Below are 21,801 nucleotides of genomic sequence, written 5' to 3' on the forward strand. Positions count from 1 at the left end.
AATGCGCAGCGCGCATGCATGTGCAAGCGCAGCACGACGTGATGCGATCGCGTGGATGTCATCGCGAGCATCACGCGAGCGCCATATGGGCACATCGCTTGCATGGACGTTCGCACGCGCCGGCTTCTGTCAGGTGAGCGCCAACACCACCGCGATGCCGCCGCCAGGTTTTGCCATGGAGGAACAGATGAACGACATCGGCCACGATCCGTTGCGGCGCGCCGCGCCCGCTGCGTGGTACATCAACAGCGAACTGCGCCTGAACGACGACGAACCGGATGCCGAGTCCGAGCCACCGATGCGCTACGCGCTCGTGCCCGCACTGGAACGCTATCTCGCGACCGTGCGTTATGCCGATGAGAATTCCGCGAGCCGGGCCGCGACGCTCGATGCGCTGCGCGCCCGCGGCATGGACTGGCTGCCGCTTCCGGGACGTGGCGAAACCGCGACGCGCTGGCGCGGCCTCGCGGCCGTCGCGGCGTGCGACCTGTCACTCGTGAAGCTCTATGAGGGACACACCGATGCGCTCGCGATTCTCGCGGAGCTGCAACGCGCCGATCTCGCCGATGACGGCAGCTGGGCCGTATGGGCCGCCGAGCCGTCCAACCACAAGCTGATCGCGCGCGATGCAGGTGGCGATGCGTTGACGCTCGAAGGCATCAAGCCGTGGTGTCCGGGCGCGCAGCACGTGACGCACGCGCTGGTGACGGCATGGCGCAGCGGCGAGCCGGTGTTGGCCGCCGTCGAACTGTCGCAACCCGCGATCGCCGTCAATATCGGCGACTGGCAAGCCGTCGGCATGCGCGCGGCGGGCACAGGCGCGGTGCGCTTCGACGGCGCGCGCGCCGTCAAGGTCGGGAACGTGGGCGCGTATCTCGTGCGTTCCGGTTTCTGGCACGGCGGCGCGGGCATCGCCGCGTGCTGGTATGGCTGCGCAGCAGCGCTTGCATCGGTGCTGCGCGACAGCGTCAGGCGCCACGCCGATCCGCATGCGTGCGCGCATCTCGGCGCCGCCGATGCCGAACTGTCCGCCGTCGCCGCGCTGTTGCGCGAGTCGGCTGCCTGGATCGACGAACATCCGCGCGACGACGCGCAGCAGTGCGCGTTGCGCGTGCGTGTCGCCGTCGAGCAGGCGGTCGCGCAGGTGATGGAGCACGTGTCGCGCGCGCTCGGTGCGGTGCCGTTCTGCACGAACGGATGGTTCGCGCACGCGATCGCCGATCTGCCCGTTTTCCTGCGGCAGAGCCACGCGGAACGTGACGAATGCGCGTTGGGGAAGATGCTGCTCGGCGATGACGACGCGGGCGAGCACTGGAAGCTCACTCACTAATGAAGCGTGAATGAGGTGTGAGGGCTGCTCGTCGCGACGGGCGCGCATCGCGTGGAGCGCGGCGCCGCGCGTGGTGACGAGCGCGAGGATCGCGTCGCGAGTGAGGGGCGGGTTCCGCGATACGCTGACTGCGCTTGCTGCGCCGTGAACGCGCGTTGCGTTGCCCGGCTCAGGCGTTATCGAGGGGAATCGGCCGTCGCAGCCGTCGCATAGCGCGCGAGAAACATATCGGCCGAGGTTTCCGCAATCGCCTTCTGCTCGGCGGCCGTCAGCGGAGGCTGTCCCATCGTCACCTGAGGCCAGAACGCGAAGCCCTTCACGAGGCTTTGAAGCTGCTGCGCGGCAAACGCGGGATCGTGCGTCGCGAGGCGGCCATCGGCGGCCGCTGCGCGTATCCAGACGGTCAGTCCTTCTTCGCGCTCGCCGATGCGCGCGACCATGTCCCGCGCGCGCTCCGGCGAATGAATGCCCGCCGCGATCGCGACGCGCGCAAGCGACATGAACGCCTCGTCGCTCAGCAGCCGAATCTTCTGCGCAAGCAATTCGAGCAGTTGCGGACGCAGCGGCGCGTCCGCGCGATAGCCGGGCGATTCGCCCGCCGCGCTCGCGTCCCATAGCTGCTGAAGAATCGCCGCGAAGAGCGCTTCCTTGCTGGGGAAATGGTTATAGACCGTGCGCTTCGACACGCTCGCGCGCGCCGCAATGCGGTCCATGCTGGTGGCCTCGAAACCGGATGCGCGAAATTCGTCGATGGCCGCTTCGATCACGGCCGCGCGCTTGCGATCGGTCAGACGTTGTGGGGTGGCGCTGTCGTCCATCGTTCGATTTTACACCGATGGGTTTACTTTTTGAGATAATAAACTACACTGTGCAGTCTACCTTTGACTCCATGACGCTTCGAATGAACTCGATCATCGGCAACCTCAGTCAGATTCTGGGTTTCGCGGCGGCAGAGCGCGGGCGCGCGCTGTCCAGCATGTCGCCGCAGCACGACGGGCAACGCTTTCGCAACGTGAAGCCGCGGCCCGCGCAAGGGCTGCGCAAGACGCTGCGCATCATGTGGAACGTGCTGCTCAACAAGCCCGACGGCACGATGCCTTCGGGCCCGCTGCCCGTCGATCCGCTGACGCGCGCGGACCTCGACGCCGCGCCCGACAGGAGCCTGTTCCGGCTCGGCCATTCGACGCTGCTGCTCAAGTTGCGCGGCCAGTTCTGGCTGACCGACCCCGTCTTCGCGGAGCGCGCGTCGCCGTTCAGGCGGATGGGACCGAAGCGCTTTCATGCGCCGCCCATCGCGCGCGACGCGTTGCCGCCGTTGCGCGGCGTGATCCTTTCGCACGATCACTACGACCATCTGGATCGCGAGACGGTGCTCGCGCTCGCCGAAACGACGGGCGTGTTCGTGACGCCGCTCGGCGTCGGCGACCGGTTGATCGAATGGGGCATCGATGCGTCGAAGGTGCGCCAGTTCGACTGGTGGCAAGGCGTCGAGATCGACGGCGTGCATTTCACGGCGACACCCGCGCAGCATTTCTCGGGGCGCAGCCTGTTCGACGGCAACAGCACGCTGTGGGCGTCGTGGGTGATCGTCGACGGCGACCTGCGCGTGTTCTTCAGCGGCGACACCGGCTACTTCGACGGCTTCAAGACGATCGGCGAGCGGCTCGGCCCGTTCGACGTGACCTTGCTCGAAACGGGCGCATACGACGCGCAATGGCCGTACGTCCACATGCAGCCCGACGATACCGTGCAGGCGCATATCGATCTGCGCGGCCGCTGGCTCGTCCCGATTCACAACGGCACGTTCGATCTGGCGATGCATCGCTGGCAGGAGCCGTTCGAGCGCGTCGTCGGACTCGCGGCTGCGCGCGGCATTGCGCTCGCGACGCCGCGCATGGGCGAACGGCTTCATCTGGCGTCGCCGCATCGGGGCGAGAGGTGGTGGCGCGAAGTTGTCGAAACGGCCGATATGCGCGAGCCGTCGCGCCGCCGCGTGGCGTGCAGGCCCGCCGGGCAGAGCAATACATGACGGTTGGCCGCGAGATGCAACGGCCGTAAACCGAGGCGCCTTTTCTGCAAAGAGAGGCGCCTCTTCTTTTTTGTCCGGCGAACATCTGGTCCGTTTGCACACAGGCTCATGCAGCATCCAGCGAAGCGCGCTAAGGTATGCGTCAGCCTCTTCGAGCGCGCCATTGCGATGGCCGCGCAAGCCTTCCACGTCAACGGAGTGTCATCAGATGAGTGAAACCACGCGGTTCTGGATGGTCGAAGGCGCGCCGACGCCCGTCGGCCCGTTTTCACACGCGACGGAATCGGGCGGCTGGGTATTTGTCACGGGCCAGATGCCCACGTCACCCGACGACGATGCGGCGCCCTTGCCCGAAGGCGTCGCCGCGCAGACCAAGCGCGTGATGGACAACCTCGTGCTGGTGCTCAAGGGCATCGGCCTGGAGCTTGAGCACGTCGTATCGGCGCGTATCTTCCTGACTGAGTTCAAGCGCGACTACGCGACGATGAACGCCGTCTACGCCGCGCATTTTCCGCCCGGCCGCCTGCCTGCGCGGACCTGTATCGGCGTGACGGGACTCGCGCGCGATGCGCTCGTCGAAATCGATTTCATCGCGCGCCGTCCGGGTTGATGCCGGGGTGAAGCGACCCCGTGCTTCGGTCAAGCCTTCGAGCCGAGACAGCCGATGTCCCACTCCGTCGAACCGTCCGCGGCGCGATTTCCTGCTGCGCGCGCTGACGCTGCCGCTCGCCATGTCCATGCCGTCATCTGCACACGCGCAGCAAGCGCCGTTGCCGCGCATCGAGCGCCGCGCGATTCCGTCGACGGGTGAAGCGTTGCCCGTCGTCGGCTGCGGCACGTGGCGCACGTTCGATGTCGGCGACGACGCGAACGGCCAGGCGCGGCTCGCGCAAGTGCTGAACGTGCTGTTCGCGGCGGGTGGCTCGGTCATCGATTCGTCGCCGATGTACGGCTCGTCGGAAGCCGTCGCGGGCACGCTGCTCACGCGGCTCGACGCGCATCGCAAGGCCTTCGTCGCGACGAAGGTGTGGACGCAGGGCCGCGACGCGGGCGTCGCGCAAATGGAGGAGTCGATACGCCGTCTGCAGCAGCCGCGCATCGATCTGATGCAGGTGCACAACCTCGTCGACTGGCGCACGCAGATCGCGACGCTGCGCGACTGGAAAACGCGCGGGCGTATCCGTTACATCGGCATCACGCACTACACGTCGAGCGCTTTCGACGAAGTCGCGAGCGTGATGCGCAGCGAGAAGCCCGACTTCGTGCAGATCAACTACGCCGCCGACGACCGCGACGCCGAAGCGCGCATCCTGCCGCTCGCGCACGATCTGGGCATCGGCGTCGTGATCAATCAGCCGTTCGGCGGGGGCGGGCTGCTGTCGCGCGTGATGAAGCAGCGGGTGCCCGCGTGGGCCGCCGATATCGGCTGCACGACATGGGCGCAGATCCTGCTGAAATTCGTGCTCGCGCAGCCGGCCGTGACCGTCGTGATTCCGGGCACGGGCCGGCCCGAATACATGACCGACAACGTTCACGCGGGCGTCAGACCGTATCCGGACAAGACGATGTGCAAGCGGATCGTCGAAGCCGTCGGCGCCTGACGTCTCACGACGCAGACGAGGACGCAGACGCCTTCAACAACACGGGCTCGCTTCGATACACATCCGGGAACATCTGCTTCAACTGGTCGATCTTCGGCAGATCGTTGATCGCGATGTACGGATAGTCCGGATGCCGTACGAGGAAATTCTGGTGATACGCCTCGGCGGGATAGAAGCCCTTGAATTCCTCGACTCGCGTGACGATCGGCGCGGAGAACACCTTTGCGCTGTTCAGCTGCGCGATGTAGGCCTGCGCGATCGTGCGCTGCTGCGCGTTCTGCGGAAACACGGCCGACCGGTACTGCGTGCCGTGATCGGGGCCCTGGTAGTTCAGCTCGGTCGGATTGTGGACGACCGAAAAGAAGATCTGCAGCAGGCGGCCATAGCTGATCTGCGTCGGGTCGTACGTGATGCTCACCGATTCCGCGTGCCCCGTGTCGCCGCCGCTGACGGTCTCGTACTGCGCGGTGCCCGCCGCGCCGCCCGAATAGCCCGACGCGACCTGCTTCACGCCTTTCACGTGCTCGTACACGCCCTGAACGCCCCAGAAGCAGCCGCCCGCGAACACGGCTGTCTCCGTGTGCGTGCTTGCGGCTTTTTCGTCCTGCGCGGGCGGCGGAATCCTGACTGCCTGTTCCGCCGATGCGACGTGCTGCCAGGCGACCGCGCTCGCGCCGAGTGCGATCAGCGCGATCACTCGGCCCGTCGATGTACGGGTCCAACCGAATGCACGGGTGATGAATGTCATGTTCATAGTGAGAGGTCCTCGAATACGCGTTGCAGACGATTTGTCCATCGATACGCCGTGTGATCAGCCGAACGTGAACGCATAGGCTTCGACTCCCGGATCGAGAAACTCGATCGCGAACGTATGGTCGGCCACGTCGCCCGGTTGACGCACGAGCTGATACAGCCGCTGTTCGGTGACGACGCCCGTGCCGTCGGCCTTCACGTCGGTGCCGCGCGCGTCGCCGGGAGCGGCGCCGTCGATCGTCACGCGAAAGCGCACCGGCTTGCCGTCCGCAGTCGGGCCGAGCACCAGATGCAGGTCACGCGCATGAAAGCGATAGACGATGCGTCCGTTGGGCGCGGCGAGCGTCGCGTGCTCGGCGCCCACTTTCCATGTGCCCGCGAGCCCCCAGTCGTTCACGCCGAGGTTCGACGGCGCGGCGTACGCATGCGCGCGGTTTGCGGCCGCGCCGCCCGGCGACGCGAAGTTCTCGGCGCGTTCATAGCCGATGTACGTTTCCGGCGACTGCATGTCGTTGCCGTCGGCGGCCGCCTCGACGCCATTGGCACGCTGCGAGAGCCCCGTCGTCATTTTCAGCGCTTGCGGATGGCCCGCTTCCGCGAGCAATTGCTGGATCACCTTCTCCGACTGGTCGTATTCGCCTTCGCCGAAATGATGATGGCGAATGCGCCCCTGCGCATCGACGAAATAGTGCGCCGGCCAGTACTGGTTGCCGAACGCGCGCCAGATCGCATAGTTGTTGTCGATGGCGATCGGGTAATCGACGCCGAGATCGTGCGACGCCTTCTTCACGTTGTCGATATTGCGCTCGAACGCGAACTCCGGCGCGTGCACGCCGATCACGACGAGCCCCATATCGCGGTACTTCTGCGACCACGCCTTCACATACGGCAGCGTGCGCAGGCAGTTGATGCATGAATACGTCCAGAAGTCGATCAGCACGACCTTGCCGCGCAACTGTTCAGTTGTGAGCGGCGGCGAGTTCAGCCATTGCACGGCGCCCGTCAGCGGCGGCAGCGTGCCTTCGACGGGCAGCGGCGCCGCCGGCATGGACGCGCGCATCAGCGCGCCCGTCGCGGCTTCGTTGGATTCGCCCGGCTTTGCGTTCGAAGCGTCGGCGGGTTGCCGCGCGTTCGTCCCACTCGTGGCGTTCGTGCCGCTCGTGGCATTCGCGGATTTCATCGCGTCGCCGGTGCCTTTCGGAGGCGAGAGCGTGTCGACGAGGCGCTGTTCGAGCCCGCCCGTCGCCACCGTCGACACGCGGGCGAGCACGCCTGTATCGAAGCCGAGCGCGATCGCGGCGACGCCCGCCAGCATCGCTGCGCCGATGCCGCGCCGCACCCATTCGCCCGCGCCGAGCGAACGTTTCATCGCCGTGAAGACGCGTCCGCCGATCAGCAATGCGATGGCGAGCGACGTGGCCGCGCCTGCCGCATACGCGAGCAGCAGCAGCGTGGTGCCGACGCTCGCGCCGCGCAACGCTGCGCCCGTCAGCACGAGACCGAGGATGGGACCGGCGCACGGCGCCCACAGCAGACCCGTCGCGATGCCGAGCAGAAACGACGAACCGATGCGCTGCTTTTGCCCATCGGCCTGGGCGAGTGCGGAGAGCCGGTTGCCCGCGCTGACGAGCGGGTGCATCAGACGGTCGGCGAGACGCGGCATCAGCAGCGTCAAGCCGAACACGCCGAGCAGCACGATTGCGGCCCAGCGGCCGTACTGGTTCGCTTGCGTGACCCAGCCGCCGCCGATCGCCGCGAGCGTTGCGACGAGCGCAAACGTGAGCGCCATGCCGCCGAGCAACGGCAGGCCGCTGCGCGCGAACGGCTGGTCGGCGCGCGCGAACACGAAGGGCAGCACGGGCAGGATGCACGGACTCAGGATCGTGAGCGCGCCGCCGAGGTAAGCAAGAACGATGAGTAGCATGATGATTGGCCGATGGAGCGTGCGAAATGAGGGCGTCGAATAAGCGCGTCGAACAGGGCGTCGAAAAAGGGCGTCAGGCGGCTTGCGGCGTGAAGGTCATCGCGAGGCCGTTCATGCAGTAGCGCAGCCCCGTGGGCTTGGGACCGTCGTCGAACACATGCCCCAGATGCCCGCCGCAGCGGCGGCAGTGCACTTCCGTGCGCACCATGCCGAACGAACCGTCCTCCCGTGTCGCGACGGCGTGATCGAGCGGTGCCCAGAAGCTCGGCCAGCCCGTGTGGCTGTCGAACTTCGTGCGCGACGAAAAGAGATCGAGCTTGCAGCCGGCGCACGCGAATACGCCGCTGCGATGCTCGTCGTTCAACGGGCTGCTGAACGGGCGCTCGGTGCCTTCCTCGCGCAGCACGTGATACTGGGCCGGCGTGAGCATCTGCCGCCATTGCGTGTCGGTATGCGTGACTTCGAAGCGCCCGGACGCGCCGTTTGCCGCGTCGCCGACGCGTGCCGTGTCCGCTGCGAATGCGCGCCACTGCGTGAGCGCGGCCAGCGCGGCGAGCGCGCTGCCGCCCGATAACAGGAACTGCCTGCGGCTTTTCATCGTGTGCTCCTTCGTGCAACTCGATTGACGTGGCCGTAGCGTAAGTCCGCCGTGGTATCGGGGTCCTCACGGAAACTTAAATTAATTGTGATAACTCGGCGCGCGAAAATTCTGCACAATATCTACAGCTGTAAACGTTGCAATGCGGCGTTTAATCCGGCTTTTCCTCCAATTCAAGCAAGCCGATGGACCATCCGAAGCGCGTACTGATCGTCGAAGACGATGTCGATATAGCGAATGTGCTGAGCCTGCATCTGCGGGACGAGCGCTATGAAGTCGTCCATAGCGCCGACGGCAACGAAGGCCTGCGGCTGCTGGAGCAGGGCAACTGGGATGCGCTGATCCTCGACCTGATGCTGCCGGGCGTCGACGGTCTGGAGATTTGCCGGCGCGCCCGCGCGATGGCCCGCTACACGCCCATCATCATCACGAGCGCGCGTTCGAGCGAGGTGCACCGGATACTCGGCCTCGAACTGGGCGCCGACGACTACCTCGCGAAGCCGTTCTCCGTGCTCGAACTGGTCGCGCGCGTGAAGGCGTTGCTGCGGCGCGCCGATGCAATGGCGAAGGACGCGCGGATGGAGTCGGGCAGCCTCAATCTCGCGGGCCTGTTCGTCGATCCCCTTACACGCGAGGCGAGCGTCGATGGCAAGCGGATCGAGCTGACGCCGCGCGAATTCGACCTGCTGTACTTTTTCGCGAGCCGTCCCGGCAAGGTGTTCTCGCGCATGGACCTGCTCAATGCCGTGTGGGGCTATCAGCACGAAGGCTACGAGCACACGGTCAACACGCACATCAACCGGCTGCGCGCGAAGATCGAGGCCGATCCCGCCGATCCCACCCGCATCCTCACGGTATGGGGACGCGGCTACAAGTTCGTCGCCGATCCCGCCGCGCGCGAAGGAGAAGCGCCGTGAACCTGTCGTTGACGCAGCGGCTGTCGCTGGTGTTTTCCGTGTTGCTGCTCGCGTGCTGCGGCGCGTCGGCGTGGCTGCAGATCCGCTCCAGCGATCTGCACGAAAAGGAAGTGATACAGAGCCTGTCGCGCGATCTCGCGTCGCATATCGCGCGCAATCCGGCGCTCTCGGGCGACAGCGGCGGCGCGGCGCGCAAGGACGCGCTGCGGCAGATCTTCGGGCAGCTGATGGTGGTCAATCCGAGCGTCGAAGTGTATCTGCTCGATCAGGACGGACGTATCGAAGGCGACGATGCGCCCGCCGGCCATCTGAAGCGGATGCAGGTCGACGTTGCGCCCGTGCGCAAGTTCGTCGCGGGCGACCCGCTGCCGATACTCGGCGACGATCCGCGCAGCGTCGACGGCCGCAAGGTGTTCAGCGCGGCGCTGCTGCCGCATGCGGACAGCCGGCCGCCCGGCTACATCTATGTCGTGCTGCAAGGCGAAGCGCATGACGAGCTCGCGGCGCGCTTCAGGGCGAGTTCGGTGTTGCGCACGACGTTGTGGTCGATGGGCGTCGTCGCGCTGTGCGGGCTGGTCGCGGGCGTGGTGGCGTTCGGGCTGATCACGCGGCCGCTGCGCCGTCTGACGGACGCGATGCGCAAGTTCGACGCGAACGGCGAGCCGGATGCGCAGCCTCCCGTTTCCGCGCCGGGCGGAGCCGCTGCGCGCGTGGCGCCGTCCCGCTCGCGCGACGAGATCGCGACGCTCGAATCGACGTTCGCGCAGATGGCCGAGCGCATCGGCCAGCAATGGCGCGCGCTGACGAAGCAGGACCAGGAGCGGCGCGAACTCGTCGCGAACATTTCTCATGATCTGCGCACGCCGCTCACTTCGCTGCACGGCTACCTCGAAACGCTGTCGATGAAAGCGGATTCGCTGAGCGACACGGAGCGCAAACGTTATCTCGCGATCGCACTCGCGCAGAGCGTGAAGGTCGGCAAGCTCGCGCAGTCGTTGTTCGAGCTTGCACGTCTCGAGCACGGCAACGTGCAACTCGCGCTGGAGGACTTCTCGCTCGTCGATCTGGTTCAGGATGTGTTCCAGAAATTCGAGCTGTCGGCGGAGGCGCGACGTATCCGGTTGCGCGCGGGCATTGCGCCGCGTTTGCCGAACGTGACGGCGGACCTCGGCATGATCGAGCGCGTGCTGACCAATCTGCTCGACAACGCAATTCGTCATACGCCCGATGACGGGGCCGTCGAGGTCGATCTCGCGGTGCGCGACGGCAAGGTGTCGGTGACGGTGAGCGACACGGGGCCCGGCATTCCCGCCGACGTGCGCGCGGGTTTGTTCCAGCGGCCGTTCACGTCGGGCGGCGCGCATCGCGGCGGACTCGGTCTGCTGATCGTCCAGCGCATGCTGCAACTGAACGACAGTCAGATACGGCTCGTCGAGCGCGAAGGGGCGGGTACGACGTTCTGCTTCGAGCTGCATCCGGCGGGCACCGCGCAGAAGGGCGGACGCGTGGCCGTATCCGCGCAGTGAGCGCTGTGCGAGCGAAATGTGCGAATGGCGCGAATGGCGCGAATGGCGTGCGCATCGTGCAGTGTCGGCAAAAGCGAAACGCGCGGCAAAAATAAACGCGGGTTTAAAACACAGGCGAAATATCTCGCCGTTAAAATTTTCTGAAGCGCTGCTTGAAAAGATGGAGGGCTCTAATCGTTAACGACGGGTTAAAGATGCGCCCGCCTGCGCCGTTATCAGCGTGTAGACGCCGACATGCCTGTTTTTGGCGCGCGCGATTCCAGCTAGACTTGCTGTTCCTTCAGCCGAAGATTTCGTCACGCGTCATTCGCAAGCGACGCGACACCGTGTATCCTCGCACGCGCCAGCCGGTGCAACGCCGGCAACGAGCGCATCGCGTGGGACCGCGTCGGACGAAAGCCGGTTTGAAGTGTGTTTCGGAGTGCATCGAACACGGATCGCAAAAAGGAAAACGAAATGCGGTGGTGCTACTCATGTGTTTCCCGGCGAAGCGTGCCCTCGGGCATCGCACGCACCGACGCGCACTCAAGGCATTTCGTTGACCTGGTCATCCTTTTCGTTTGCAGCTTTCTGCTGATCGCGCACGCGAGTGCCGGCGAAAACGTGTTGCGCGTGCTCGCATGGCCGGGCTATGCCGATGCCGACGTCGTCAAGACATTCGAAGACCGCTATCACGCGAAAGTCGAAGTCACGCTCGTCGATTCCGACGAAGCGCTCTGGGACAAGATGCATCAGGGCTCGCAGCCGCAATTCGACGTGCTCGCGGCGAATACGGCCGAAATCCAGCGCTACGCGCACGAGAATCTGCTCGCGCCGCTGGACCTCGCGCGCTTGCCGAACACGAGCCGCCAGTTGCCGCGCTTTCGCGCGCTCTCGTCGATCGAAGGGCTCACGAATCAAGGCAACGTCTACGCGATTCCGTTCACCTATTCGACGATGGGCCTCATCTACGACCGCAAGCAGGTGAGCGTCGCGCCGCATTCGATGAACGAATTGTGGAATCCGCGCTATCGCGGCAAGGTGCTCGACTACAACAGCGCGCAGCACAATTTTTCGTTCACGGCGCTCGCGCTCGGCTATTCGAATCCGTTCCAGCTGAACGGCGCGCAGATCCAGACGATCACGCGCAAGCTGGTCGATCTGCGGCGCAATCTGCTCACCTACTACAACCTGCCCGAGGAAGCCGCGGCCTATTTCGTCCAGCACAAGGCCGCGCTGATGTTCGGCAACTACGGCACGCAACAGGTCGAACTGCTGCGCCGCGCGGGCGCCGACGTCGGCTATGTGATTCCCGACGAAGGCGTGCTCGCATGGCTCGACTGCTGGTCGATGACGAGCGCGGCCGCGAACCGGCCGCTCGCGCTCGCGTGGATCAACTACATGCTCGAACCCGGCGTCAGCCAGCTGCTGACGCAGCGCCAGGGACTCGCGAACACGCTTGCCGAGCCGCCCGAAAGCACGGGCAAGAGCCACATCATCTGGATCGAGCCCGTCGAAGACATCCAGAAGCGCGAGGCGCTGTGGAGCCGCATCGTATCGGGCGACCGCCCGGAGCGTTTCTGATCATGCGCCAGGGCCTCACGTTCAAGCTCTCGGTGCTGCTCGCGCTGATCGGCGTGCTCGCGTCGGGCACGACGGGCTTCTACGCGTATCAGGCGAACCGCACGATGCTCGTGCGCGAAGCCGAGCGCAGCCTGCTCACGTCGACGGAACTGCTCGGCCAGCGCTTCACGATGGCCATCACCGACATCGCCGCCGATGCGCTCGTGCTGTCGACGATGCCATCGGCGGCGGCCGTCGCGATCAGCGACGACGGCACGTCGCTGGAAAACCCGATGCTCGACCGGCTCGCGCAGGTGTTCACGAGCTTCATCGCGCAGCATCCGGAGTATCTGCAAGTCAGGCTCATCGCACGCAATCGCTACGGGCTGGAGCTGATCCGCATCGATCGCGAAGCGGGCGGCACCGTGCGCGTGCAGGAAAGCGCGTTGCAGGAAAAAGGCCAGTTCGCGTATGTGTTCGATACGCTCGCGCTGACGCCGGGGCGCATCTACATTTCGCCGATCGCCGTCAATCACGAGCACGGCGCGCATGCGGCGGAGGGCAAGCCGACGCTGCGGGTCGGCACGCCCGTCGCCGATCCGCACGGCGACGTGGTCGGCGCGGTTGTCATCGATGTGGATCTGGCGAGCCTGCTGCGGCTCTCGCAGGCCGATCTGCCCGCCGACTATCAGGTGTATCTCGCGAACGAGTGGGGCGATTTCCTCGTGCATCCCGACCCGTCGCAGACCTTCGGCTTCGACAAGGGCCGGCGCGTCTTCATGCAGGACAGCTTTGCGGCGACGAAACCGCTTTTCGATCAGTCGACCCAGCCCGTGCTGATGAACGGGCTGTCGCAGCCGAAAGACGCGCATGGACATGTCTACGCATTCGTGCGCCGGCCGTTCGGCGAATCGCAGGGCAACCGCTTCATCGTGCTCGGACTCGCGAAGCCGCTGCACGACGTGCTGACGGGCGCGAACATGCTCGGCGACAGCATCGTGCGCATGGTGCTGATCTTCAGCGCGTTCGCGATCCTGCTCGCCATTCTCTTTGCGCGCGCGCTGACGCGGCCGCTGCATCTGCTCGCGGACGCGGCAACCCACTTCTTCTCCGAGCACGCGATGGTGGCGCTGCCGCTCAAGCGCACCGACGAAATCGGCGTGCTCGCGCGCTGCTTCGACCGCATGCGGCGCGAAATCCATCTGCAAATGGACGAGCTGCACAGCAAGCAGCACGAGCTCACGCATCTCGCGAGTCACGATGGCCTCACGGGTCTGCCGAACCGGATGCTGTTCATGCAGAAGCTGGAGGCAGCGATCGACGAGGCAAGGATGAACGGCGAGCGGCTTGCCGTGCTGTTCATCGATCTGAACCGCTTCAAGCAGATCAACGATCAGTACGGCCACTCGGTCGGCGACGACGTGCTCGCGATCGTCGCGCGGCGTTTGCAGCACGTGCTGTATAGCGGCGATATGGTCGCGCGGCTGGGCGGCGACGAGTTCATCGTGCTTGTGAAGGGCGAGCGCTCGGCCGATGCGGCGCCCGCGATCGCCGCGCGCATCGTGCGCACGCTCGACGACGAAGTGATGGTCGGCGATTGGCAGATGGCCGTCGGCGCGAGCATCGGCATCAGCCAGTTTCCGGCGGACGGCGATTCAGCCGAAGCACTCCTGCTCAACGCGGACGCCGCGATGTATGCGGCGAAATCGGGCGGTTCGGGCGCATGGATTTCGTATCAGGAAGTGCTCGCGATGCAGCCCGCGCGAACCGGGCGCGACATTCATGCGGGCCAGAGCGAACCCGCCGGGGCCGAGCGCGCCGCAGACGGGGCCGACGTGATCGCTTGAGCCTTTTGCACGACGCAAATCACAGGATCTCCGCGCTGCCTGGCGGCACGCTTCTTGCGAAACGCTTGCGTGTCGAAGCGAAAAGGAGAACCCGGATGACCTTGGTCATTTATCTGATCGGCTGGCTGATTTTCATTGGCGGCGTCTCGTGGGCTCTCATCACCATGCACGTGGCGCAGCATTACGTTGCGATCGTCGCCGTTATCCTGCTGGGCATCGGCGTCGTCACGGGCGCGACTCGCGCGCGCGGTCGGGATCGATCTCCATAGTCTTCAAAATTTTCACGGCCTTTTTAAAGGCTTTTTGCAGGCTTTTTCCATGCGCCGACGCGCGCGGCTCCATTCATGTCACGGCGGTCACGACGGCCACCGCGCGCGGGCAGTTTTTGCACGCCGCCATGACATTTCTCGACATAGTTTTTGAACTGACTTGGCGTTCAGGTTCTTCTACAGTTTGATCCGTCGCCACGCTGCATCTGCGAAGTGGCCCGAACCGTGAAGGACACCGCCGTGAAAATCCGCTCGCAACTCTTCTCCTCGTTTTCTGATCTGCTGAAGCGCTCGTCGTCCGCGACGATCGCGCGCGGCGTCTCGCGGCGCATCGCGTTCGCAGCGGCGGCCGCCGTGGTCGGCGCAAGCGCATCGCTCGTCAGCGTGCCAGCGTGGGCCGGATGGTACGGCCACGGCACGGCCTACACGTCGCACGGCACGTATAGCGGCGCGCATGCGGCGTCGTGCGGCGGCGGCACCTGCAACCATGCAGGCGGCGCGATGGGCCCGTACGGCGGCATCGCGAGCAACTCAGGCAGCGTGACGCGCACGGCGCCGGGCCAGTTCTCGAACACGGGTACGGCCTACGGTCCCAACGGACGCTCGGTCCAGCACTCCGGCGACACCAGTTGCGCGAACGGCAGCTGCTCGCACACGGGCGCGATGACGGGCTCGGATGGCAGAACGGCCTCGACGTCCGGCGACGTGACGCGCACGGGTCCTGGCCAATACACATCGTCGGGCACGGTGACGGGCGGCAACGGCAACACCTACAACCACTCGGCATCGACGAACTGCGCCGGCTGGACCTGCTCGCGCTCGGGCACCGTGACGGGCAGCAACGGCGGAACGGTCACGCATTCGGGCAGCGCGACGAGCGTCGCACCCGGCGTCGTCGTCACATCGGGCAGCGCGACGGGCACGCACGGCAACACGGTGACGACGGGCGGCACGGTCGTACGTGGCGGCACCGTCACGACGGGCGGAACGACGGTGGTGACGGGCACCACGACCACGGTCGGCGCAGCTGTCGTCGTGCCGGCGCCCGTGGTTGTGCCGCCGCCTCCGACGTCGACCGTGGTCGTCGCGGCTCCCGTTCCGGCTCCCGCGCCTGTCGTCGTCGCGCCGCCTCCTCCCGCCGTCGTGATTGCGCCGGCGCCCGTCGTGGTTCCGCCGCCTGCGCCGCACGTCGTCGTCGCTGTGCCGCCGCCCGCGCCGCACGTCGTCTACGTCGCGCCGAAGCCGCGTCCCGTCGTGTGGATTCCGGGACACTGGGTCGGCCGCGTGTGGGTGCCCGCGCACTGGGCATAACGAACGCTTGCTTCGAATGACGAACGACGAACGGCGCGACATGCGCCGTTCGTCGTTTTGTGTTTGTCGGTTTGCGTTTGTCTCTTCATCGAAGGCTTCGCAGAGGTCAGCGATGCGCCTTCAATGTCCGTTGCATGGCGCCTCGCGAGAGCCTCGGCCCGCTCCAGACAAACCCTGATTGCTGCGCTGAAAGCGCCGCTGCTATCGTGCGCTGGTCAGTGTGGAAGCGCTTCCACGCGATGCTTCCGCACGGCCCAGTCGGTCGGCCCAAACGACGAATCCAACCCGTCCAGCGAGAGGAGGTTCCGTGGCATACGACGCAGTGGCATCCGGCAACCGTGACCAGCGCGATACTCATCGGGACACGAACACAAGCTCCCGCAGCGACTCCCACATTGATCCCTTCACGCCGCCGCCCGATTCCGTGCTGTGGCGCAAGGACTTCCTGCTCGGCGCGGCGACGGCTTCGTATCAGATCGAAGGTGCCGTCGACGAGGACGGCCGTCTGCCGTCGATCTGGGACACCTTTTCGGCGACGCCCGGCAAGGTGCTCGCAGGCGACACGGGCGCCGTGGCCTGCGATCACTATCATCGGTGGGAAAGCGATTTCGAACTGCTCACGCGGCTCAACTTCGAAGCGTACCGGCTGTCGATCGCATGGCCGCGCGTGATGGACGAAGCGGGCCGTCCCAACGCGAAGGGCATCGGCTTTTACAAGCGTCTGCTCGACAAGCTCAAGGACAAGGGCTTGCAGACCTTCGTCACGCTTTATCACTGGGATTTGCCGCAGCATCTGGAGGAACGCGGCGGCTGGCTCAACCGCGAGACCATCTATCGCTTCGCCGATTACGCTGACCTGATGAGCCGCGAACTGTCGGGCCACGTCGATGCGTGGATGACGCTCAACGAGCCGTGGTGCTCGGCGTTTCTCGGCTATGGCAACGGTCATCATGCGCCGGGCCGCGCGAACGTGCGGTACGCGACGCAGGCGATGCATCATCTGCTGCTCGCGCATGGTCATGGCATGCAGGCGCTGCGCACGAACGATCCGGCGTCGATGAAGGGCATCGTCGCCAACGTCGGGCGCGGCACGCCGGCGTCGGCGAGCGCCGCGGACCAGCGCGCCGCGCATCTGTTCGAAGTGCAGCACAACGCGTGGATTCTGGACCCGCTGCTCAAGGGCGAGTATCCGGCGGACCTGTGGCAGCTGTGGCCCGGCGCCGAACCGCTCGTGCTCGAAGGCGATCTGCAAACCATCGCGACGCCGCTCGATTTCCTCGGCATCAACTATTATTTCCGCACCAACGTGAAGAGCGACGGCGCGCGCGGCTTCGTCGACGTGCCGCTGCCCGATGTCGAACGCACGCAGATGGGCTGGGAGGTGTGTCCGGACGGACTGCGCGATCTGCTGACCGGCTTCGATCGCGCGTATCCGAACCTGCCGCCCATTTACATCACCGAGAACGGCATGGCTTCGGACGACAAGGTGCGGGACGGCCGCGTCGAGGACACGCAACGCATCGCGTTCCTCAGGCGGCATCTGGCCGCCGCCGATCAGGCCGTCAAGCAGGGCGTCGATATTCGCGGTTACTTCGTGTGGTCGTTGCTGGACAACTTCGAATGGGCGTTCGGCTACGAGCGGCGCTTCGGCGTCGTGCACGTCGATTACGCGACGCAGCAGCGCACCGTCAAGCGCAGCGGCGAGCTGATCGCGAAGTTCATCAGGGAGCGCAGCGAGAAGAACTGACCCAAAAGAATTGACCCGAAGCGTTGACCCAAAAGAATGACACATGGCCGCATCAAGCTGCCTGGTTCGCAGCCGACCTGATAAATCGGGCCTCGATCCCGAAGGAGACGGAATGAACAGCACGAAGCAATGGGGGTTGAAAAGCGCTGTCGCGCTCGCACTGGCCATCGCGGGTGTCGTCGCGCACGCCGAGCCGCTGAAGGCCAATGTGATCCACTGGTGGACGTCGGGCGGCGAGTCGGCGGCCATCCGCCAGTTCGCCGACGCGTACAACCAGGCAGGCGGCCAATGGGTCGACAACGCGGTGGCGGGCGCGGACCAGGCGCGCGCGACGGCGATCAATCGCATTGTCGGCGGCGATCCGCCCACGGCTGCGCAGTTCAACACGTCGAAGCAGTTTCATGACCTGATCGATCAGGGCCTCCTCAACAACGTCGATGCCGTCGCCGCGAAAGAGAACTGGGCAGCCATCTTTCCGCAATCGATACTCGACAGCATCAAGGTCAACGGCCATTACTATGCGGCGCCCGTCGACATCCACATGCCCGCGTGGTTCTTCTATTCGAAGCCTGTGTTCGCGAAGGCGGGCATTGCCGGCGACCCGAAGAACTTCGACGAATTTCTCTCCGATCTCGACAGGCTGAAGAAGGCGGGCGTGATACCGCTCGCGCTCGGCGGCCAGCCGTGGCAGGAAAAGATCACGTTCGACGCCGTGTTCGCCGATGTCGGCGGCCCCGATCTCTATCTGAAGGTGTATCGCGACCGCGATGCGAACGCCGTCAACTCCGATGCGTTCAGGAAGGTGCTCGCGTCGTTCAAGAAACTGCACGACTATGTCGACCCGGGTTCGCCGGGCCGCAACTGGAACGACGCGACGGCGCTCGTGATCTCCGGCAAGGCGGGCGTGCAGATCATGGGCGACTGGGCGAAGGGCGAGTTCTCGGCAGCGAAGCAGTCGCCGGGCAAGGACTTCGGCTGCTTCCCGGGCTTCGGTCCGCACTCTCCGTATCTGGTGGCGGGCGACGTGTTCGTGTTTCCGAAGACGGACAACGCGAATTCGATCAAGGCGCAGAACCTGCTCGCGACAGTGATGACGTCGCCTCAGGCGCAGGTCGCGTTCAGCGCGAAGAAGGGTTCGATTCCGATCCGGCCCGACGTCGACGTGAACCAGCTCGACATGTGCGCGAAGGAGGGCATCGCGATCATGAAGGACAAGTCGCGTCAGCTGCCGAATCCGGAGATGCTCGTGTCACCCGACTTGCAGGGCGCGTTGACGGACGTCATCACGAACTTCTGGAACAAGAACCAGTCGGTCGACGATGCGCAAAAGGCCTTTGCGAGCGCACTGAAGGGCTGACGCGCGATGGGGACGCTCAAGTCGCACGCGTTGCCGGAGATGGCCGCGAAGGGCACAAAAGGTACGAAGGGCACGAAGGGCGCGCCCGTGGCGAGAACGCGCGCGCGGCCGCTGCGCAAGCACTGGCCGCTCGCCGCGTGGATCGCGCTGATCCCGATGATGCTGACGGTCGTCTTCGCGTATCTCGGCACGATGCTGTGGACGGCGCGCGTGTCGCTCAGCAACTCGCGCACATTCCCGTCGAGCGACTTCGCGGGCTTCACGCAATACGCGCGGCTCTTTCATAACGACCGCTGGCTGGTGTCGCTGCAGCACATCGCGATCTATGGCGTGTGCTTCATCGTCGCGTGCCTCGTGATCGGCACGCTGCTCGCGATCTTCATCGATCAGCGCGTGATGGCGGAAGGCGTGCTGCGCACGGTGTTCCTGTATCCGTATGCGATGTCGTTCGTCGCGACGGGCCTCGTGTGGCAATGGATACTCAATCCCGAACTCGGCGCGCAGTCGCTGCTGCACAAGTTAGGCTTCACGCATGCGCGCTTCGACTGGATCGTCGATCAGGACTGGGTGATCTATACGATCGTGATCGCGACCGTGTGGCAGGCGTCGGGGCTCGTGATGGCCGTGATGCTCGCGGGCCTGCGGGGCATCGACGACGAATTGTGGAAGGCCGCGCGCATCGACGGCATTCCGCGCTGGCGCGTCTACGTGAGCATCGTGATACCGATGCTCGGCCCGTCGATATCGACGGCTTTCGTGCTGCTGTTCGTCGCCGTGGTGAAGCTGTTCGACGCCGTCGTCGCGATGACGCAAGGCGGTCCCGGCACCGCGAGCGAAGTGCCCGCGAAGTTCATCATGGACTATCTGTTCGGGCGCGCGAACATCGGTCTCGCGTCGGCGGCGTCGATCGTGCTGCTCGCGACGGTGCTCGCGATTCTTGCGCCGTTCCTGTACGCGCGCAGCCGCGCTTCATTGCGCAAGGAGGTGTGATGAGCGCGACGCTTCCATCTTCTTTCGATTCGCAGCGCCGCCGTCATGCGCGAAAAAAGCGCTTTTCGCCGTCACGTTTGGGCATATACGGCTTTCTGATCGTCGCCGCGCTCTTCTTCCTGTTGCCGCTCTACGTGATGCTCGTGACATCGATCAAGCCGATGAGCGAGATACGTCTGGGCAATCTGCTAGCGCTGCCGGTGCACTTCACGCTGCAGCCGTGGGGCGACGCGTGGCAGTCGGCGTGCACGGGCCTCGATTGCGACGGCATTCGCGTGGGCTTCTGGAACTCGGTGCGCATCGTCGTGCCGAGCACGGTGTTCTCGATCGTGATCGGCGCGATCAACGGCTATGCGCTGTCGTTCTGGCGGCCGCGCGGCGCGGGGCTCTTGTTCGGCGTGCTGCTGCTCGGCGCGTTCATTCCGTACCAGGTGATGATCTATCCGATGGTGCGCGTGCTCGCGAGCGTGCATCTGTTCAGCTCGCTGCCGGGCATCGTGATCATCCATACGATCTTCGGCATGCCCGTGATGACGCTGCTGTTCCGCAACTACTACGCGGGCATTCCGCTGGAGCTGTTCAAGGCCGCGCGCATCGACGGCGGCGGTTTCTGGTGCATCTTCTTTCAGCTGATGCTGCCGATGTCGCTGCCCATCATCGTCGTCGCGATGATCCTGCAGGTGACGAACATCTGGAACGACTACCTGCTCGGCCTCGTGTTCGCAGGCACGAAGAACTTGCCGATGACGGTGCAGCTCAACAACATCATCAACACGACGACGGGCGAGAAGATCTACAACGTCAACATGGCGGCGACCATCCTGACTTCGATCGTGCCGCTTGCGGTGTATTTCGTTTCGGGCCGCTGGTTCGTGCGCGGCATCGCGACGGGCGCGGTGAAGGGCTAGAAGAGCTAGAGCAGAGATCGAGGCTGATATGGCAACCGATTTGGCAACCGCGGCGAACATGGCCAACGTCGCGGTCCGCGACCTGAAGATCCAGCTTGGCGCGAACACGGTGATCGACGCGCTCGATCTCGACGTGCGCGCGGGCGAATTCGTCGTGCTGCTCGGTCCGTCGGGCTGCGGCAAGTCGACGTTGCTGCACAGCATCGCGGGCCTGATCGACGTGACGGAAGGCAGCATCGAGATCGGCGGCGAGGACATGACGTGGGCCGATCCGAAAGACCGGCGCGTCGCGCTCGTGTTCCAGTCGTATGCGCTCTATCCGACGATGAGCGTCGAGCGCAATCTGTCGTTCGCGCTGCGCATCAACGGCACGCCGAAGGCGGAAATCGAGCGGCGCGTCGCGCGCGCGTCCGACATGCTGCAACTCGGCCCGTTGCTCAAGCGCAAGCCCGCACAGCTGTCGGGCGGGCAGCGGCAGCGCGTCGCGATCGGACGCGCGATCGTGCGCGAGGCCGATGTGTTCCTGTTCGACGAGCCGCTGTCGAATCTCGACGCGAAGCTGCGCACGGAGTTGCGCCGCGAACTGAAGCAGCTGCATCAGCGCCTGGGCGCGACGATGATCTACGTGACGCACGATCAGGTCGAAGCGATGACGCTCGCCACGCGCATGGCCGTGATGAAGAGCGGCGTGATCCAGCAGTTCGGCACGCCCGCCGAAGTGTACGCGCGGCCCGCGAATCTCTTCGTCGCGACCTTCCTCGGCTCGCCGTCGATGAACCTGCTCAACGGCACGCTCGCGGTGCAAGGCGGCGGCGTGCGCTTCACGGGCGCGAAGCTCGACGTCGACGTGTCGCGTTACGCGTTCGCCGCGCAGCCCTCGCATGGTGAGCCGTGCGTGCTCGGCGCGCGGCCCGAGGACGTGCGCGTGCGGATCGGCGCGGATTCGGATCAACGCGGACAAGTGTCGCTTATCGAACCAATGGGCAACCACCGCGTTGTCTGGCTCGATTATCATGGCATCCAGATCGCGTCGATTGATCAGGAGAAAACGCCCGTTGCCGTGGGCGATTCCATCGCGTTTGCGATCGACGGCGCGCATATATCGCTGTTCGACGAGGCTGGCGGCGCGCGCCTCTGAGCAGCACGCGCAAC

Annotated in this window: 19 protein-coding genes and 1 pseudogene; 16 read left to right on the plus strand and 4 right to left on the minus strand. The window is 65.3% G+C overall.

All coding sequences use genetic code 11. The annotated features are described in order from the left end of the window. The first annotated feature begins 187 nt into the window (after positions 1 to 187). Together GCT13_RS07375 and GCT13_RS49095 are read left to right on the plus strand one after the other, a co-directional pair. Positions 188 to 1,330, plus strand: coding sequence for an acyl-CoA dehydrogenase (locus GCT13_RS07375; RefSeq protein ID WP_152756696.1), 1,143 nt, complete (start codon positions 188 to 190; stop codon positions 1,328 to 1,330). A 40-nt stretch (positions 1,331 to 1,370) separates the two neighbouring features. Next, positions 1,371 to 1,478: pseudogene (locus tag GCT13_RS49095) on the plus strand (glycosyltransferase); the annotation flags it as partial. 28 nt (positions 1,479 to 1,506) lie between these two features. On the opposite strand, the gene GCT13_RS07385 reads toward GCT13_RS49095, so the two are convergent. Beyond that, positions 1,507 to 2,148 (minus strand): TetR/AcrR family transcriptional regulator, encoded by a 642-nt coding sequence (locus GCT13_RS07385; protein ID WP_152756462.1) that lies wholly within the window; start codon positions 2,146 to 2,148, stop codon positions 1,507 to 1,509. A gap of 83 nt (positions 2,149 to 2,231) precedes the next feature. Here GCT13_RS07385 and GCT13_RS07390 point away from each other — a divergent pair, with 83 nt between their 5' ends. The 3 genes from GCT13_RS07390 (at position 2,232) to GCT13_RS07400 (ending at position 4,960) form a co-directional block, all read left to right on the plus strand. Then, complete coding sequence (locus GCT13_RS07390; RefSeq protein WP_152756464.1) at positions 2,232 to 3,359, plus strand: MBL fold metallo-hydrolase; 1,128 nt, start codon at positions 2,232 to 2,234, stop codon at positions 3,357 to 3,359. A gap of 208 nt (positions 3,360 to 3,567) precedes the next feature. Beyond that, positions 3,568 to 3,969, plus strand: a complete 402-nt coding sequence (locus GCT13_RS07395) for a RidA family protein (RefSeq protein WP_152756466.1) — start codon at positions 3,568 to 3,570, stop codon at positions 3,967 to 3,969. 121 nt (positions 3,970 to 4,090) lie between these two features. Continuing rightward, positions 4,091 to 4,960, plus strand: a complete 870-nt coding sequence (locus tag GCT13_RS07400) for an aldo/keto reductase (protein WP_227746752.1) — start codon at positions 4,091 to 4,093, stop codon at positions 4,958 to 4,960. 4 nt (positions 4,961 to 4,964) lie between these two features. Here the strand turns inward: GCT13_RS07400 and msrA are convergent, their stop codons facing one another. The 3 genes from msrA to msrB all read right to left on the minus strand — a co-directional run bounded on the left by msrA (position 4,965) and on the right by msrB (position 8,235). Further along, positions 4,965 to 5,714, minus strand: coding sequence for a peptide-methionine (S)-S-oxide reductase MsrA (msrA, locus tag GCT13_RS07405; protein WP_152756468.1), 750 nt, complete (start codon positions 5,712 to 5,714; stop codon positions 4,965 to 4,967). A gap of 57 nt (positions 5,715 to 5,771) precedes the next feature. Beyond that, on the minus strand, positions 5,772 to 7,637 hold the full coding sequence (locus tag GCT13_RS07410; RefSeq protein ID WP_152756470.1) for a cytochrome c biogenesis protein DipZ: 1,866 nt from the start codon (positions 7,635 to 7,637) through the stop codon (positions 5,772 to 5,774). Positions 7,638 to 7,710: 73 nt separating this feature from the next. Beyond that, complete coding sequence (msrB, locus tag GCT13_RS07415) at positions 7,711 to 8,235, minus strand: peptide-methionine (R)-S-oxide reductase MsrB (protein ID WP_152756472.1); 525 nt, start codon at positions 8,233 to 8,235, stop codon at positions 7,711 to 7,713. Positions 8,236 to 8,420: 185 nt separating this feature from the next. Between msrB and GCT13_RS07420 the strand changes: the two genes are divergently transcribed. The 11 genes from GCT13_RS07420 to GCT13_RS07465 all read left to right on the plus strand — a co-directional run bounded on the left by GCT13_RS07420 (position 8,421) and on the right by GCT13_RS07465 (position 21,787). Then, positions 8,421 to 9,152, plus strand: coding sequence for a response regulator transcription factor (locus GCT13_RS07420; RefSeq protein WP_152756473.1), 732 nt, complete (start codon positions 8,421 to 8,423; stop codon positions 9,150 to 9,152). Next, positions 9,149 to 10,678 (plus strand): HAMP domain-containing sensor histidine kinase, encoded by a 1,530-nt coding sequence (locus GCT13_RS07425; protein WP_321574226.1) that lies wholly within the window; start codon positions 9,149 to 9,151, stop codon positions 10,676 to 10,678. The genes GCT13_RS07420 and GCT13_RS07425 overlap by 4 nt, the downstream gene beginning before the upstream one ends. Before the next feature lie 456 nt (positions 10,679 to 11,134). Further along, complete coding sequence (locus GCT13_RS07430) at positions 11,135 to 12,241, plus strand: ABC transporter substrate-binding protein (protein ID WP_152756477.1); 1,107 nt, start codon at positions 11,135 to 11,137, stop codon at positions 12,239 to 12,241. Beyond that, complete coding sequence (locus tag GCT13_RS07435; protein ID WP_321574247.1) at positions 12,241 to 14,067, plus strand: diguanylate cyclase domain-containing protein; 1,827 nt, start codon at positions 12,241 to 12,243, stop codon at positions 14,065 to 14,067. The genes GCT13_RS07430 and GCT13_RS07435 overlap by 1 nt, the downstream gene beginning before the upstream one ends. A gap of 95 nt (positions 14,068 to 14,162) precedes the next feature. Then, positions 14,163 to 14,336 carry a hypothetical protein gene (locus tag GCT13_RS48200; RefSeq protein WP_177200571.1) on the plus strand — a complete coding sequence of 58 codons (174 nt, stop codon included), beginning with the start codon at positions 14,163 to 14,165 and terminating at the stop codon, positions 14,334 to 14,336. A gap of 240 nt (positions 14,337 to 14,576) precedes the next feature. After that, positions 14,577 to 15,647 carry a hypothetical protein gene (locus GCT13_RS07440; protein WP_321574227.1) on the plus strand — a complete coding sequence of 357 codons (1,071 nt, stop codon included), beginning with the start codon at positions 14,577 to 14,579 and terminating at the stop codon, positions 15,645 to 15,647. A gap of 307 nt (positions 15,648 to 15,954) precedes the next feature. Next, positions 15,955 to 17,394 carry a GH1 family beta-glucosidase gene (locus tag GCT13_RS07445; RefSeq protein WP_321574228.1) on the plus strand — a complete coding sequence of 480 codons (1,440 nt, stop codon included), beginning with the start codon at positions 15,955 to 15,957 and terminating at the stop codon, positions 17,392 to 17,394. A 112-nt stretch (positions 17,395 to 17,506) separates the two neighbouring features. Beyond that, the gene (locus tag GCT13_RS07450; protein WP_152756482.1) at positions 17,507 to 18,751 is read left to right on the plus strand and encodes an ABC transporter substrate-binding protein; all 1,245 of its coding nucleotides are present in this window, start codon (positions 17,507 to 17,509) and stop codon (positions 18,749 to 18,751) included. Positions 18,752 to 18,757: 6 nt separating this feature from the next. Next, entirely contained in the window at positions 18,758 to 19,741 is a 984-nt protein-coding gene (locus GCT13_RS07455; RefSeq protein ID WP_152756483.1) for a carbohydrate ABC transporter permease, read from the plus strand. Further along, positions 19,741 to 20,649: a carbohydrate ABC transporter permease gene (locus GCT13_RS07460; protein ID WP_152756485.1), complete on the plus strand. Its 909-nt coding sequence runs from the start codon at positions 19,741 to 19,743 to the stop codon at positions 20,647 to 20,649. The genes GCT13_RS07455 and GCT13_RS07460 overlap by 1 nt, the downstream gene beginning before the upstream one ends. Positions 20,650 to 20,677: 28 nt before the next feature. Then, positions 20,678 to 21,787, plus strand: coding sequence for an ABC transporter ATP-binding protein (locus tag GCT13_RS07465; RefSeq protein ID WP_321574229.1), 1,110 nt, complete (start codon positions 20,678 to 20,680; stop codon positions 21,785 to 21,787). The last annotated feature ends 14 nt before the right edge of the window (positions 21,788 to 21,801 follow it).

Source organism: Paraburkholderia franconis, from assembly GCF_009362735.1.
Lineage (GTDB): Bacteria > Pseudomonadota > Gammaproteobacteria > Burkholderiales > Burkholderiaceae > Paraburkholderia > Paraburkholderia franconis.